Here is a 14,542-nt window from a genome sequence, read left to right on the forward strand (position 1 = left end):
ACTCTCCGGCGGCCCGACGGCGTAAGGGGACCGCTAGCTTCGCCGCGGGAATTCCAATTGTTCTTTCGCTCAGTGAACGTTCATTGGTAACAGCACCATCTGCTTTCCCTGCAGGTGCAGCCGGTCCTGGATCTCGCCAGGCGTCTGGTTGTGCAGCCATGACGTCAGGAAATTGACGTGGCGGAAGATGAGTTTGCTGGCAAAGCAGACGCTATTTGGAAACTCTGTTGTCGCCCCATCCACGAGCCGCATGAATTCCATGACGGGGTTGGTCCCGAATGCCGCGCGGGAGTCGGCCGCCAGTCCGTGCCGCTGGCAGGTGGCCACGTAGTACTGCAGGGCTTCTCCAATCGTATGCTGCAGACGGTGCAACGATTCCTGGCCCTCGTAGCTCTGCGCATCGACTTCGCCAACCGCAAGGAATATGAAGTTATGGAAGTGGCCGGGGAACAGGCGTTGGATCCAGAGCAGCGCATGCATGCTCACGCCGCGATGCTTTCCCACAAGAACAATCGCAGTTGGCTTGCCCGGGTCGAGCGGCAGAATCCGCGCCGGGTCAACCGCAGGAGGGCTGCCTGCGAACATCGCATCGGCGTGGGAAAGTTCCGCTCTGGTCGCCATATAGTGACGCTTCACCAGGACGCAGAGCGCGATCACGATGCCCGTGACCAACAAGGTAAGCCAGCCGCCAGAGGTGAACTTTTCGATCACGGTGACAGCGAGAATCGAGGCGGTAACCGTCAGGCCCAACAACGACAGGCCGAATCGGACGATCCAGCGCGGCTCCTGCTTGTGGCCCCACCAGTAGATGCACAGGCCAAGCAGGGACAGGCTAAATGTCAGGAACACATTGATGCTGTAAAGCACCACAAGCACGGCGACCTGGCCATGCGTCCAGAACAGGATCAGGGCGCTGGCCATGCCCATTACGATGATGCCGTTCTGGCGTACCAGGCGTGTGGACAGATCCCTGAAGTGGCGTGGAACCCAATGGTCGCCAGCCATGTTCGACAGCACCGCGGGCCCATCCAGGAATCCGGTCTGGGCGCCCACCAGCAGCAACCCCGCCTCGAACGCCAGCACGGCTGCCAGAAGTGCATGGCTTGCCGTCGGCGAGCCGAGGCCGAAGCTGTCGATGACGTGCGCGAATACCACGGCGTTTAGCGTCTGGCCTTCGACCGGGGCGGCATGCCACAGCATATACAGCAGGATGATGCCGCCAGCCGTGAAGGCCAGCGATGTTGCCATATAGAACATCGTCCACTTGCCGTTGGCGACACGAGGCTCGGCAAGCATGTTCACGTTATTGGAAACAGCCTCGAGCCCGGTGTAGGTGCCGCCGCCCAGAGAAAAAGCTCGCATCAGAATGGCCAGCATGGCGACGGGCCCCAGGGCCTGGGAGATCGTCGATGCCTCGCTGGCGGCATCGGGCACCACGCGGCCGAGGTTGCCGGCATGGGCAACGACGCCATACACGATAAGCCCGAAATGCAGCACGACAAAGCCCATGAAGATGGGCAGCAGGACAAGGATCGATTCCTTCATGCCGCGGAAGTTCAGTACCGTCATGATGACGACGATCGCAATCTCGGTTGTCAGCTTGTAAGGCTGGGCACCGAGCGGCAGCAGGCTATAAAACGCATCGACACTGCTGGCAAGGGACGTCGCCACGGTCAGAACGTAATCGACCAGCAGCGCAGCTCCCGAAACAAGCCCGGGACGGGGCCCCAGCAATGCTGTGGCGACGCGATAGCCACCTCCGCCGGTGGGAAACAACTCGATGACCTGGTTGTAGCCGACCGCAATGATGAAAACCGTGGTGGCCGTGGCAAGCGCAAGGAAGATGGCCAGCGGTGTATGGCTTCCGAGTGCCAGGAACGCTTCCTCCGGCCCGTAGCAGGAGGAGGACAGGCCGTCCGCGCCGAGCCCGACCCAGGCGAGCACGGGGGCTACCGCAATGGCATGGCGCGTGGCGGGCGCGAGAGGGTCAAGCGGCTTGCCGGCCAGGTAAGTCCACCATCTGGATGGTTGCGCCATAGTCGTTCCCCTAGCCAGCGAGCCACGAGAGGCGGGCTGAACGCAGTACCGGCATGTCATGAGCCAGGGAGGGCACATTCAGTCCTGCGACTACTGTAGGCGCGCGGGGACGTCGGCCCAAGCAAGCAAAGCGCTGGAGGAGCAATGCAGGAGAATTTTTATGGGATCTTTATCCCCGGCGGATACTTTTTGACGCAGGTCGTACGGCCCCTTGCGTACTCTTAAGTCAGGGTAATTGGAGGTTGTCTCGTCGCCTCCAGGTTTCGCAACAGGATGAAGGTCAGAACATGATCAAGATACTTGTACCGGTAGACGGTTCGGAGTGTGCCTTAGCGGCGGTGCGACATGCCGCGTTCCTGTTCCGGGAAGGCAGCATTTCCGAGGTGGTACTGCTGAACGTGCAAGCCCCTCTTGAACGCAGTCGGGCGAGCGCATTTCATTCGTTTGCCGAGCTAAGGGAGTACGAATGCCGTCAAGGCGAGTCCGCGCTCTCGCGGGCTTGCGAGATCCTTGAGGATTCCGGCGTGCGCTATAGCGCGATCATCGGCTTGGGAAATGCCGCAAGAACGATTGCCAGCGCGGCGGCGTCGACCCAGTGCGACAGTATTGTGATGGGTGCGAGCCTCTGGTCGCAGATCAAGGCCTGCATTGGGGGCGGGCTGCCCGCGAAGGTCATGCGCAGGACGTCCGTGCCCGTGACGGTTGTGAAGTCTTCCCGCGCCGCGGGCACGATCGATCTTCCACGGCCTGCGGCATCGCCGCGTCAGCATCCCCGTCCTCAACTTGTCGTTTATCCAGCGGCGTATTGATCCAGGGCGCAATCGTTCGGTGAGCGGCTGCCGCAGTTGCGCGCGGGGTGTGCCTTTTGGTGCGCAAGCCTTTTCTATGAGATGCCCAGCCGGTGACTTCGCAATGTAGTCTGTCCGTCGGACCGGGCAGTATACTTTCGACTTTCGCCACGCACCCAAGAATTACCCATGAGCGCTCTACCCTCCTGCCCGAAATGTCATTCCGAGTTCACCTATGAAGATGGGGGTCTCTATATCTGCCCGGAATGCGCTCATGAGTGGTCGGCGCAGGCCGTGGCGCTGGCCGAAGCGGAAGTCACGGTTTATCGCGATTCAGCGGGCAACGTATTGCAGGACGGGGATACCGTCACGGTGATCAAGGATCTCAAGCTGAAGGGATCGGCCGGCGTGATCAAGATGGGCACCAAGGTAAAGAACATCCGGCTGGTCGGCGGTGACCACGATATCGATTGCAAGATCGATGGCTTCGGTGCCATGAGCCTGAAATCGGAGTTCGTCAGGAAGGTGTGACGAAGGCAGCGGTGCCCCTGGCTGGCAGCGATGCCTGCCCCGGGCAGTAGCGCTTAGGGAAGGGAGTATATTAAGTGCCGAACGAGATACTTCCGGAGGTCTGTTTGAAAAGAACTTGCAAATTGGCCGCGGCGGCATTAGTATTCGCTCCCCGCTCGCAGAGGACCGCGTAGCGGGCGAAGACTTCCTGGCAGCAACTCAAAAACGAGCCGCTTTCCAGAATGAAGAATTTCTCAGAAATGCTTGCATAATCGCTGAAAGTTCTTTATAGTCTTGCTTCTTCGCTGCTGACGAAAAAGCAGCGACGCAAAACGGCAAAGCCGATTGCGAAGTTCTTTAACAAACAGACAACCGATAAGTGTGGGCGCTTGATGACGGATGCGAAAGACTTCGGTCTTTTAGCTCAAAAGTTATCAGTGCTCGCACAGCAAAACGTGACTGGATTTTCGGATCTGGTCAGTCAGTTTTCTGAGAGTGAGCGACCGCTCGAAAGAGCGAGGGCCTTCGGGTCCACACAGAGATTGAACTGAAGAGTTTGATCCTGGCTCAGATTGAACGCTGGCGGCATGCCTTACACATGCAAGTCGAACGGCAGCGCGGGCTTCGGCCTGGCGGCGAGTGGCGAACGGGTGAGTAATACATCGGAACGTGCCCTGTCGTGGGGGATAACTAGTCGAAAGATTAGCTAATACCGCATACGACCCGAGGGTGAAAGCGGGGGACCGTAAGGCCTCGCGCGATAGGAGCGGCCGATGTCTGATTAGCTAGTTGGTGGGGTAAAGGCCCACCAAGGCGACGATCAGTAGCTGGTCTGAGAGGACGATCAGCCACACTGGGACTGAGACACGGCCCAGACTCCTACGGGAGGCAGCAGTGGGGAATTTTGGACAATGGGGGCAACCCTGATCCAGCAATGCCGCGTGTGTGAAGAAGGCCTTCGGGTTGTAAAGCACTTTTGTCCGGAAAGAAATCCTCTGCCCTAATACGGCGGGGGGATGACGGTACCGGAAGAATAAGCACCGGCTAACTACGTGCCAGCAGCCGCGGTAATACGTAGGGTGCGAGCGTTAATCGGAATTACTGGGCGTAAAGCGTGCGCAGGCGGTTTGATAAGACAGGCGTGAAATCCCCGGGCTTAACCTGGGAATGGCGCTTGTGACTGTCAGGCTAGAGTGCGTCAGAGGGGGGTAGAATTCCACGTGTAGCAGTGAAATGCGTAGAGATGTGGAGGAATACCGATGGCGAAGGCAGCCCCCTGGGACGTGACTGACGCTCATGCACGAAAGCGTGGGGAGCAAACAGGATTAGATACCCTGGTAGTCCACGCCCTAAACGATGTCAACTAGTTGTTGGGGATTCATTTCTTCAGTAACGTAGCTAACGCGTGAAGTTGACCGCCTGGGGAGTACGGTCGCAAGATTAAAACTCAAAGGAATTGACGGGGACCCGCACAAGCGGTGGATGATGTGGATTAATTCGATGCAACGCGAAAAACCTTACCTACCCTTGACATGCCACTAACGAAGCAGAGATGCATTAGGTGCCCGAAAGGGAAAGTGGACACAGGTGCTGCATGGCTGTCGTCAGCTCGTGTCGTGAGATGTTGGGTTAAGTCCCGCAACGAGCGCAACCCTTGTCTCTAGTTGCTACGCAAGAGCACTCTAGAGAGACTGCCGGTGACAAACCGGAGGAAGGTGGGGATGACGTCAAGTCCTCATGGCCCTTATGGGTAGGGCTTCACACGTCATACAATGGTGCGTACAGAGGGTTGCCAACCCGCGAGGGGGAGCTAATCCCAGAAAACGCATCGTAGTCCGGATCGTAGTCTGCAACTCGACTACGTGAAGCTGGAATCGCTAGTAATCGCGGATCAGCATGCCGCGGTGAATACGTTCCCGGGTCTTGTACACACCGCCCGTCACACCATGGGAGTGGGTTTTGCCAGAAGTAGTTAGCCTAACCGCAAGGAGGGCGATTACCACGGCAGGGTTCATGACTGGGGTGAAGTCGTAACAAGGTAGCCGTATCGGAAGGTGCGGCTGGATCACCTCCTTTCCAGAGTGTGCATCCCAAGTCGAGCGTTCACACTTATCGGTTTGTTTGTGGTTTCAGCCTGGGCTGAAGCCAAATGCAAGCGCTTAAATCTGAGCGCTTGCATTTGGCATTTGCCAAGCGATCGCGGGTCTGACCTGCGGATCGGCTGTTCTTTAACAATATGGGATGTAGTAAAGGTGTCGCGCGAGCGTTGATGAGACGCTGCAGTACCAACGCGATACCGGGTTGTGATTGTATCAACCAAAGTATTTAAGTGATCGAAAGATGACTTGGAATACGGCACAAATGCGAGAACTCACCTGTAGCGAAGGTCTCACTGAGACACACTCGTTATAGGGTCAAGCGAACAAGTGCATGTGGTGGATGCCTTGGCGATCACAGGCGATGAAGGACGCGGTAGCCTGCGAAAAGCTTCGGGGAGCTGGCAAACGAGCTTTGATCCGGAGATGTCCGAATGGGGAAACCCGGCCCGTATGGGTCATCGCTGGCTGAATACATAGGTCAGCGAAGCGAACGCGGCGAACTGAAACATCTAAGTAGCTGCAGGAACAGAAATCAACCGAGATTCCCAAAGTAGTGGCGAACGAAATGGGAAGAGCCTTGTACTCTTTAGCAGTGTTGTTAGCAGAACGGGATGGAAAGCCCGGCCATAGCAGGTGATAGCCCTGTATGCGAAAACAGCGTTGTGGAACTAGGTGTACGACAAGTAGGGCGGGACACGTGAAATCCTGTCTGAAGATGGGGGGACCATCCTCCAAGGCTAAATACTCGTGATCGACCGATAGTGAACCAGTACCGTGAGGGAAAGGCGAAAAGAACCCCGGGAGGGGAGTGAAATAGATCCTGAAACCGCATGCATACAAACAGTCGGAGCCTGGAAACGGGTGACGGCGTACCTTTTGTATAATGGGTCAGCGACTTACATTCAGTGGCGAGCTTAACCGATTAGGGCAGGCGTAGCGAAAGCGAGTCCGAACAGGGCGATGAGTCGCTGGGTGTAGACCCGAAACCAGATGATCTATCCATGGCCAGGTTGAAGGTGCGGTAACACGTACTGGAGGACCGAACCCACTAACGTTGAAAAGTTAGGGGATGAGCTGTGGATAGGGGTGAAAGGCTAAACAAATCTGGAAATAGCTGGTTCTCTCCGAAAACTATTTAGGTAGTGCCTCGTGTGTCACCTTCGGGGGTAGAGCACTGTCATGGTTGGGGGGTCTATTGCTGATTACCCCGCCATAGCAAACTCCGAATACCGAAGAGTGCAATCACGGGAGACAGACATCGGGTGCTAACGTCCGGTGTCAAGAGGGAAACAACCCAGACCGCCAGCTAAGGTCCCCAAGATTGGCTAAGTGGGAAACGAAGTGGGAAGGCTAAAACAGTCAGGAGGTTGGCTTAGAAGCAGCCACCCTTTAAAGAAAGCGTAATAGCTCACTGATCGAGTCGTCCTGCGCGGAAGATGTAACGGGGCTAAGCCAGTCACCGAAGCTGCGGACGCACAGCAATGTGCGTGGTAGGAGAGCGTTCCGTAAGCCTGTGAAGGTGTCTTGTAAAGGATGCTGGAGGTATCGGAAGTGCGAATGCTGACATGAGTAGCGATAAAGGGGGTGAAAGGCCCCCTCGCCGTAAGCCCAAGGTTTCCTACGCAACGTTCATCGGCGTAGGGTGAGTCGGCCCCTAAGGCGAGGCAGAGATGCGTAGCTGATGGGAAGCAGGTTAATATTCCTGCACCGTCGTATGATGCGATGGGGGGACGGATCGCGGAAGGTTGTCCGGGTGTTGGAAGTCCCGGTCCCTGTAGTGGAGAAGGCGCTTAGGCAAATCCGGGCGCGCAATTCAAGGCTATGGGGCGAGCGGCTTTATGCTGCGAAGCAATTGGAAGTGGTTCCAAGAAAAGCCTCTAAGCTTCAGTCATACGAGACCGTACCGCAAACCGACACAGGTGGGCGAGATGAGTATTCTAAGGCGCTTGAGAGAACTCGGGAGAAGGAACTCGGCAAATTGGTACCGTAACTTCGGGATAAGGTACGCCCTGGTAGCTTGACTGGCCTGCGCCAGAAGGGTGAAGGGGTTGCAATAAAATGGTGGCTGCGACTGTTTAATAAAAACACAGCACTCTGCAAACACGAAAGTGGACGTATAGGGTGTGACGCCTGCCCGGTGCCGGAAGATTAAATGATGGGGTGCAAGCTCTTGATTGAAGTCCCGGTAAACGGCGGCCGTAACTATAACGGTCCTAAGGTAGCGAAATTCCTTGTCGGGTAAGTTCCGACCTGCACGAATGGCGTAACGATGGCCACACTGTCTCCTCCCGAGACTCAGCGAAGTTGAAGTGTTTGTGATGATGCAATCTCCCCGCGGCTAGACGGAAAGACCCCATGAACCTTTACTGTAGCTTTGCATTGGACTTTGAACCGATCTGTGTAGGATAGGTGGGAGGCTTTGAAGCGTGGACGCTAGTTCACGTGGAGCCGTCCTTGAAATACCACCCTGGTTTGTTTGAGGTTCTAACCTTGGCCCGTGAATCCGGGTCGGGGACAGTGCATGGTAGGCAGTTTGACTGGGGCGGTCTCCTCCCAAAGTGTAACGGAGGAGTTCGAAGGTACGCTTGGTACGGTCGGACATCGTACCTAAAGTGCAATGGCAAAAGCGTGCTTAACTGCGAGACCGACAAGTCGAGCAGGTGCGAAAGCAGGACATAGTGATCCGGTGGTTCTGAATGGAAGGGCCATCGCTCAACGGATAAAAGGTACTCTGGGGATAACAGGCTGATACCGCCCAAGAGTTCATATCGACGGCGGTGTTTGGCACCTCGATGTCGGCTCATCTCATCCTGGGGCTGTAGCCGGTCCCAAGGGTATGGCTGTTCGCCATTTAAAGAGGTACGTGAGCTGGGTTTAAAACGTCGTGAGACAGTTTGGTCCCTATCTGCCGTGGGCGTTGGAATCTTGACGGGGGCTGCTCCTAGTACGAGAGGACCGGAGTGGACGTACCGCTGGTGTACCTGTTGTCTCGCCAGAGGCATCGCAGGGTAGCTATGTACGGAAGAGATAACCGCTGAAAGCATCTAAGCGGGAAACTCGCCTGAAGATGAGGATTCCCTGGCGGCTTGACCGCCTTGAAGGGTCGTTCGAGACCAGGACGTTGATAGGCTGGGTGTGGAAGCGCAGTAATGCGTTAAGCTAACCAGTACTAATTGCCCGTAAGGCTTGATCCTATAACCAGTGTGTTTTAGCCTGGTGAGTGGAAAATCGCCTTGTGCCGATACAGCACAACCCGAAGACTACAAAGACTACATCCCGAATTGGTGACGCTGACCGAGTGTCAGCGCCACAACCCCTTATGCCTGGTGACCATAGCGAGTTGGAACCACCCCTTCCCATCCCGAACAGGTCCGTGAAACGACTCCGCGCCGATGATAGTGCGGATTACCCGTGTGAAAGTAGGTCATCGCCAGGCTCTTACAATGTAAAACCCCTCGACAGCGTGTGCTGCGAGGGGTTTTTGCTTTGGGGCGGCGGCTCGCGCAGTTTTGACGCTACGCTGACTTGATCCGCTCGATTTCTTCTTCGACGTCGCGCAAGCGGTCTTTCCCAAAATAGATCTCGTCATTGACGAAGAAGGTTGGCGAGCCGAAGGCGCCGCGCTCGAATGATGCTTGTGTGTTCTTTAGCAGCATTTCCTTGATTTCCGGATCGCTTATCCGTCCAAGCAGGCGCTCGGCATCGAGGCCGGCCTCGCGCAGCACGGTTGCGATCGTTGCAGGATCGTCCATCTTCTTTTCCTGTTCCCACATCGCCGAGAACACCGCATCGACATAGCGCTCGAAGCAGCCCTCGAACCGGGCCGCGACCGCGCCACGCATGATTTGCAGGGTGTTGACGGGAAAATGCGGGTTGAACCGGTAAGCAGTGAGTCCGTGCTTCGTGACAAAGCGCGTGATTTCCAGCTGACCGTACTCCGGCTTGTTCTTGATGCCCGCGAAGGCTTCACCTGGCGAGCGGTTGCCCGTCAGCCGGAACAGGCCTCCCAGAAGGACCGGCACATACTCGAACTTCACCCCGGTGCGCTGCTCGATGGACGGGATGACCTTGTGAGAGAGGTACGAATTGGGGCTGCCAAAATCAAAGTGGAACTGCACGACGGGGGTATTCATTTGATGTCACTCCAGTGTGGCGTTCTTCAACCAGTCACAAGGCATTACCAGGCCTCGATCCAGGGGCGCAGGTCGAGTTCGTGGGTCCACGCGTCGCGCGGTTGCTGGTGCAGCATCCAGTAGGTGTCGGCGATGTGCTCGGGATTGAGAATGCCGTCGCGATCCTTCAGGGCGTAGCGCTCGGGGAAGGTCTCGCGGATAAACTCGGTATCGATGGCGCCATCGATGATGGGATGGGCCACGTGAATGCCCTTGGGGCCAAGTTCCTTGGCCATGGATTGCGCCAGCGCGCGCAGTCCGTGCTTGGCCCCTGCAAACGCGGAGAAGCCCGCCCGGCCGCGCAGGCTGGCCGTCGCACCGGTGAAGAAGATGGAGCCGCGGCCGCGGGGTGCCATTACCTTTGCCGTCTCGCGTCCCATCAGGAAGCCGGCAAAGCACGCCATTTCCCAGACCTTGTAGTAGACGCGAGCGGTCGTTTCCAGGACGTCGAAGCGGACATTGGCACCGATGTTGAAGACCGCAATCTCGATCGGCGCGATGTTCGCCTCGATGTTCTGCACCAGCGCCGTCATTTCCTCTTCCTTGCGCGCGTCCGAGCCGAAAGCATGGGCGACGCCGCCTTCGGCTTCGATCTGGGCGACCAGGGGCGCGAGCTTGTCTGCATTACGCCTTGTGACGCACGCGATATATCCCTCGCGTGCAAAGCGGCAGGCAATGGCGCCGCCCGTCGCATCGCCTGCGCCGACGACGAGGATGGCCTTCTTTTCACTCATGGTGTCTCCTTGTAAATATTCTGCGGAATAACAAACTGCATTGCGGGTCAGTATGGATTTCACCTTTGCGAGTGTCAACGAGGAGCTCTTAAGATGCCGGAAGATTTGTCATCTTGTGGACTGCATATCGAGCTTGTAGACTGCATAGCGGTTCATTGGAGCGGATCCGGAGACACGGCGAGTGATCCGAGCGCTGGTTCGGCTTCCGCGGCACCCAACGGAAAACCGCCCAAGGGTGATATGAAGAAGCGGCCGCAAGCGTGCGAGGCAATCGCGCAAGGAAAATCAGCATGGCAACAGAATTGAAGCAAGAGGAGTTGAGCCGCGCATTGGCCACGGACGTCAACGACGCCGAGCAAGAGGCCCGGGGCGACGAGAGTCAGGACCGGCATTTCGTCACGGCGCTGGCGCGGGGCCTTGAGGTACTCAGCTGTTTTCGCAGCGGAGACAGCTTCCTTGCCAACCACGAGATTGCCATGCGCTGCGGGCTGCCGAAATCGACCGTCACCCGGCTCACCTATACCCTGACGAAGCTCGGCTATCTGCATCTCGTTCCGGACAGCGGAAAGTACCGGCTTGGCACGGCGACGGCCGCGCTGGGCAGTTCCATGCTGGTCAATCTTGACGTGCGGCAGGTGGCACGACCGTACCTGAGGTCATTGGCAGCCGAAACCGGCGCGGTCGTGGCGCTGACGACGCGCGACCGGCTCTCGATGCTGTATCTCGAGTGCTGCCGCAGCACGTCGATCGTCACCCTCAGCCTGGATGTCGGGTCCCGCATTCCACTGGGAACCAGCGCGTCGGGGATGGCTTTGCTGGCAGCGCTGCCAGCGAGCGAGAGGGCCGACCTTATGGAACGCATCCGGGACCTGGATCAGGGCAACTGGCCGCACACCGAGCGCGGCATCCTGAAGGCGATCGAGGAATATCGCGCCACGGGATGCGCGACCTCGGCCGGCAACTGGATCAGGGAGGTCCATGGTATTGCCACGCCACTATGGCCGGGCAGGGGGCTGCCCTTGATGACAATCAGCGTGGCGGGGGCAGCGGGGTATTTTCCCGTTGCACGCCTGCACGAGGAGATCCGCCCGAAGCTTCTGGATACCGTCAGGGAAATCGAACGGAATCTCGGGCAGCGCCCGGAAGCGCCGGCTCCGATGCCGTAGCGCTGCGCGCCTCGGTTCAGCGCCACCGGGCAGGCCGTCCCGTCGGAGGGGCGCCTGCGGGGCACGGATATGGGCTTCGGCCCACCTCACCGGAGCGCGCTACAGAACCTCATGGTAAGGTTGCCGAGATGCGCTCACAGACTTCAACTGGTGATAGCTGGGCGCCACTTATTTGCTGTCTGGAGAATGACGCAGCGTGGGTGATGCGAAACAGAATACGCGGCATACGCTGCTGGCCGAGAAGGTGGCGATCAGCCGGGCCTTGCGCCTGAGCGTGCCGCCAGAGGCCAGGCCCGCGCCGGTCAGCAGGCAGGAGTGGCTGCGGCAGCGCAAGGAGCAGCTGCGGGCTGCCCGCGCCGCTGCGAAGCAAAGGCGCGAACTGCTCAAGGCGGAAATCCTGTCGGCCGCGCGCGATATCGCCCGTGAGGAGCGTGTTGCCGCGCGGCTGGAGGCTGATCGCCTGAAGGCCAATGCGAAGAGCGAGCGGACCTACGCACGGGAGGACGAACGCGCTGCCGCCAAGTTCGAACGCGGGCAGCCCGCCCGTGCGGCGTCAAAACGAAAGACGCTTGCCAAGGAGAAGCGCAAGCTGGTCTCCTACACTGACCTGCTGCGCATGCGCGGGTGAACAGGGCAGGTCAGGTCGCGCAGATCGGCTCGGAGCCCACGTCTTCATTTTCCGTCAGGGACTCATGCACGGTGAGCGCCAGCAGACCCCGTTGGAGATCGTCGATCAGGTCCTGCGGGTCCTCAAGTCCCACATGCAGACGCACTGCCTGTCCCTGGTAGGGCCAGCGTGAGCCGGTGCATCCCTTGCCCGGGGTGAACGGGATCGCGAGGCTTTCATAGCCACCCCAGGAAACACCTAGTCCGAAATGATCGAGCGCGTCGATGAAGGCCGCGAGCGACGCCTTCGAATTCGTGCGCAGCACCGCCGAGAAGAGGCCGCAGGCGCCGGTAAAGTCGCGCTTCCATAGTGCATGTCCCGGGTGGGATGGCAATGCGGGATGCAGGACCGCCTCGACCTGCGGCTGACGCTCCAGCCATTGCGCGACGTGCAGCCCGGATTGCCAGTGACGCTGCAATCTGACGGCCAGGGTACGCAGGCCGCGCAGGGCCAGATAGATGTCATCCGGGCCGGCAGTCTGCCCCAGGTCATGCGTCGTCTGCTTGACCAGGGGCCAGGTGTCCCGATTGCAGGTCACCACGCCGAGCATGGCGTCGGAATGGCCCACGATGTATTTCGTGGCGGCGTGGATCGAGACGTCGACGCCGTGCGCGAATGGCTTGAAATAGAGTGGCGTCCCCCAGGTGTTATCCATGACGACATAAGCGCCGTGCTTGTGCGCCGCCGCGGAGATGGCGGGTATATCCTGGATGTCGAGGGTCTCGGAGCCGGGCGATTCCACATAGACGACGCGGGTATTGGGCCGGAACAGGGCCTCGATCGGCTTGCCGTCAACAGGATCATAAGTCTCGACTTCGACGCCGAAGCGCGCCATGACGCGCTCCAGGAAGGCGCGTGTCGGCGAATAGGCGCTGTCGCTCACGAGGACATGGTCGCCTGCCGACAGCAGGGCGGTCAGCGCCGTACTGATCGCGGCAAGGCCCGAAGGAAAGACCAGCGATCGGTGTCCACCTTCAAGGGCGGCCATGGCTTCTTCGAACGCATGGGTCGTGGGTGTGCCATAGCGGCCATAAGTAGTGGCCCCGGGTTCTTCCGCGGCGCGCGCGCGCTTCATCTCTTCCCATTCGGCCATCGACCCCGCGAGGATGGTCGATGCCCGGAAGATCGGGGTGTTCACTACGCCGCCAAAGCGCTCCGGGTGGCGGCCGGCACAAACGAGTTGGGTGCTTTCCTTCATAGGATCTCCATGGATGTTCGATGCGGCATCGGTATTGCAAGTGCCGCCGGGATGTCTGATACGCAGGCGGACGGCTAGAGTGGGGCCGCCTGGAGCGCGTCGCGATAGGCGAACAGCGCCGGAGCGCCGCCGGTATGCAGGAACAGCAGCGGACCGTCGCCATCGAAGCGTTTGCGCATCACGCCGTCGAGCAAGCCGGCCATCGCTTTCGCCGTATAGACAGGGTCGAGCAGCACGCCCTCCGTGCGGGCCAGCAGGCCGATGGCATCGAGCGCAGCCTGGTTGGGTTCGCCATAGCGGGGCAGGAAGTATTCGTCCCACAGTTCGAGCCGAAGATCCGCTGGCACTTCGATGCCGAGCAAATCCGCCGTTCCGTCGATCAGGCCCGCCACCTTGGGTGCCTGTGCCGCGACAGTTCGCGAGACGGTGATGCCGATGACTTGTGCATCGGGCATGGCATGGGCCAGTGCCAGCGCAAGCCCCCCGTGGGTTCCGGCACTCCCGGACGCCAGCACGACGGCAGAGAATGAAATGCCCATCGCTTCGGCTTGCTGCGCGAGTTCCAGGCCGGCCTGTACATATCCCAATGCGCCAAGCGGATTGGATCCGCCGATCGGGACGATGTAGGGCTTGTATCCGTCGCTACGCAGCCGTTCAGCCAGCGCTTGCAGCTGTGCGTCGGCGTTGTCGAGCGTGGCAACCGGCTCAGCGTGCGCGTCGAACAGGTCGAGCAGCAGGCGGTTGCCGCTGTGCAGGTAGTCGGCGTCGGTGGTGCCAGTGGGATTTTCCAGCAACGCGTGGCAGCGCAGTCCGAGACGGGCTGCGACGGCGGCTGTCTGCCGGACATGATTCGACTGAATCGCGCCGGCAGTCACTAGCGTATCGGCACCGTGGCGCAAGGCATCGGCCGCCAGGAATTCAAGCTTGCGCAGCTTGTTTCCGCCAAAAGCGAGTGGCGTGGTGTCATCGCGCTTGATATAGACATCGCGACCGAGCATGCCGGACAAGCGCTCGAGCTTCTGCAGGGGGGTGACCGCGCCAACCAGTTCGAGGCGTGAAAATGAAGCAATGCGATCCGAGATTTTCATGGGTTTGGACTCTGGGGAGGTAAACCAGGCAAGGCGGATGCCGCCAGGGGAGCGACTCCCCGACTTCCGTCTTCATGCCAGCC

General features: G+C 59.0%; 9 protein-coding genes and 3 rRNA genes. 7 read left to right on the forward strand and 5 right to left on the reverse strand.

The annotated features are described in order from the left end of the window. Positions 1-69 precede the first annotated feature (69 nt). Complete coding sequence (locus CupriaWKF_RS22310) at positions 70-2,037, reverse strand: APC family permease (RefSeq protein ID WP_276103164.1); 1,968 nt, start codon at positions 2,035-2,037, stop codon at positions 70-72. Positions 2,038-2,324: 287 nt separating this feature from the next. Here CupriaWKF_RS22310 and CupriaWKF_RS22315 point away from each other — a divergent pair, with 287 nt between their 5' ends. The 5 genes from CupriaWKF_RS22315 to rrf all read left to right on the forward strand — a co-directional run bounded on the left by CupriaWKF_RS22315 (position 2,325) and on the right by rrf (position 8,870). Continuing rightward, positions 2,325-2,846, forward strand: a complete 522-nt coding sequence (locus CupriaWKF_RS22315) for a universal stress protein (RefSeq protein ID WP_276102923.1) — start codon at positions 2,325-2,327, stop codon at positions 2,844-2,846. A gap of 168 nt (positions 2,847-3,014) precedes the next feature. Further along, positions 3,015-3,356: a zinc ribbon domain-containing protein YjdM gene (locus CupriaWKF_RS22320; RefSeq protein WP_276102924.1), complete on the forward strand. Its 342-nt coding sequence runs from the start codon at positions 3,015-3,017 to the stop codon at positions 3,354-3,356. A 523-nt stretch (positions 3,357-3,879) separates the two neighbouring features. After that, positions 3,880-5,411, forward strand: a 16S ribosomal RNA gene (locus CupriaWKF_RS22325). 336 nt (positions 5,412-5,747) lie between these two features. Then, positions 5,748-8,628: ribosomal RNA gene (locus tag CupriaWKF_RS22330) — 23S ribosomal RNA — on the forward strand. Between the two features lie 128 nt (positions 8,629-8,756). Next, a 5S ribosomal RNA gene (gene rrf, locus CupriaWKF_RS22335) occupies positions 8,757-8,870 on the forward strand. The 16S, 23S and 5S rRNA genes sit together here, the layout of an rRNA operon. Before the next feature lie 79 nt (positions 8,871-8,949). On the opposite strand, the gene CupriaWKF_RS22340 is transcribed toward rrf, so the two are convergent. Both CupriaWKF_RS22340 and CupriaWKF_RS22345 read right to left on the reverse strand, forming a co-directional pair. Beyond that, positions 8,950-9,567 carry a 2-hydroxychromene-2-carboxylate isomerase gene (locus CupriaWKF_RS22340; RefSeq protein ID WP_276102926.1) on the reverse strand — a complete coding sequence of 206 codons (618 nt, stop codon included), beginning with the start codon at positions 9,565-9,567 and terminating at the stop codon, positions 8,950-8,952. A gap of 44 nt (positions 9,568-9,611) precedes the next feature. Beyond that, complete coding sequence (locus CupriaWKF_RS22345; RefSeq protein WP_276102928.1) at positions 9,612-10,340, reverse strand: SDR family oxidoreductase; 729 nt, start codon at positions 10,338-10,340, stop codon at positions 9,612-9,614. 290 nt (positions 10,341-10,630) lie between these two features. Here CupriaWKF_RS22345 and CupriaWKF_RS22350 point away from each other — a divergent pair, with 290 nt between their 5' ends. Beyond that, entirely contained in the window at positions 10,631-11,506 is an 876-nt protein-coding gene (locus CupriaWKF_RS22350) for an IclR family transcriptional regulator (protein ID WP_276102929.1), read from the forward strand. 196 nt (positions 11,507-11,702) lie between these two features. After that, positions 11,703-12,134 carry a hypothetical protein gene (locus CupriaWKF_RS22355; protein WP_276102930.1) on the forward strand — a complete coding sequence of 144 codons (432 nt, stop codon included), beginning with the start codon at positions 11,703-11,705 and terminating at the stop codon, positions 12,132-12,134. Between the two features lie 10 nt (positions 12,135-12,144). On the opposite strand, the gene metC is transcribed toward CupriaWKF_RS22355, so the two are convergent. Both metC and CupriaWKF_RS22365 read right to left on the reverse strand, forming a co-directional pair. Beyond that, on the reverse strand, positions 12,145-13,371 hold the full coding sequence (gene metC, locus CupriaWKF_RS22360; RefSeq protein WP_276102931.1) for a cystathionine beta-lyase: 1,227 nt from the start codon (positions 13,369-13,371) through the stop codon (positions 12,145-12,147). Positions 13,372-13,445: 74 nt separating this feature from the next. Beyond that, on the reverse strand, positions 13,446-14,459 hold the full coding sequence (locus CupriaWKF_RS22365; protein ID WP_276102932.1) for a D-cysteine desulfhydrase: 1,014 nt from the start codon (positions 14,457-14,459) through the stop codon (positions 13,446-13,448). Positions 14,460-14,542 lie beyond the last annotated feature (83 nt).

This window comes from Cupriavidus sp. WKF15 (genome assembly GCF_029278605.1).
GTDB lineage: Bacteria > Pseudomonadota > Gammaproteobacteria > Burkholderiales > Burkholderiaceae > Cupriavidus.

Excerpts from the sequence above, each read along its gene's own strand:
- CupriaWKF_RS22350 (WP_276102929.1), top strand. The coding sequence starts at position 10,631 with ATGGCAACAGAATTGAAGCAAGAGGAGTTGAGCCGCGCATTGGCCACG.
- CupriaWKF_RS22345 (WP_276102928.1), bottom strand. The coding sequence starts at position 10,340 with ATGAGTGAAAAGAAGGCCATCCTCGTCGTCGGCGCAGGCGATGCGACG.
- CupriaWKF_RS22315 (WP_276102923.1), top strand. The coding sequence starts at position 2,325 with ATGATCAAGATACTTGTACCGGTAGACGGTTCGGAGTGTGCCTTAGCG.
- CupriaWKF_RS22320 (WP_276102924.1), top strand. The coding sequence starts at position 3,015 with ATGAGCGCTCTACCCTCCTGCCCGAAATGTCATTCCGAGTTCACCTAT.
- CupriaWKF_RS22340 (WP_276102926.1), bottom strand. The coding sequence starts at position 9,567 with ATGAATACCCCCGTCGTGCAGTTCCACTTTGATTTTGGCAGCCCCAAT.
- CupriaWKF_RS22365 (WP_276102932.1), bottom strand. The coding sequence starts at position 14,459 with ATGAAAATCTCGGATCGCATTGCTTCATTTTCACGCCTCGAACTGGTT.
- metC (WP_276102931.1), bottom strand. The coding sequence starts at position 13,371 with ATGAAGGAAAGCACCCAACTCGTTTGTGCCGGCCGCCACCCGGAGCGC.
- CupriaWKF_RS22310 (WP_276103164.1), bottom strand. The coding sequence starts at position 2,037 with ATGGCGCAACCATCCAGATGGTGGACTTACCTGGCCGGCAAGCCGCTT.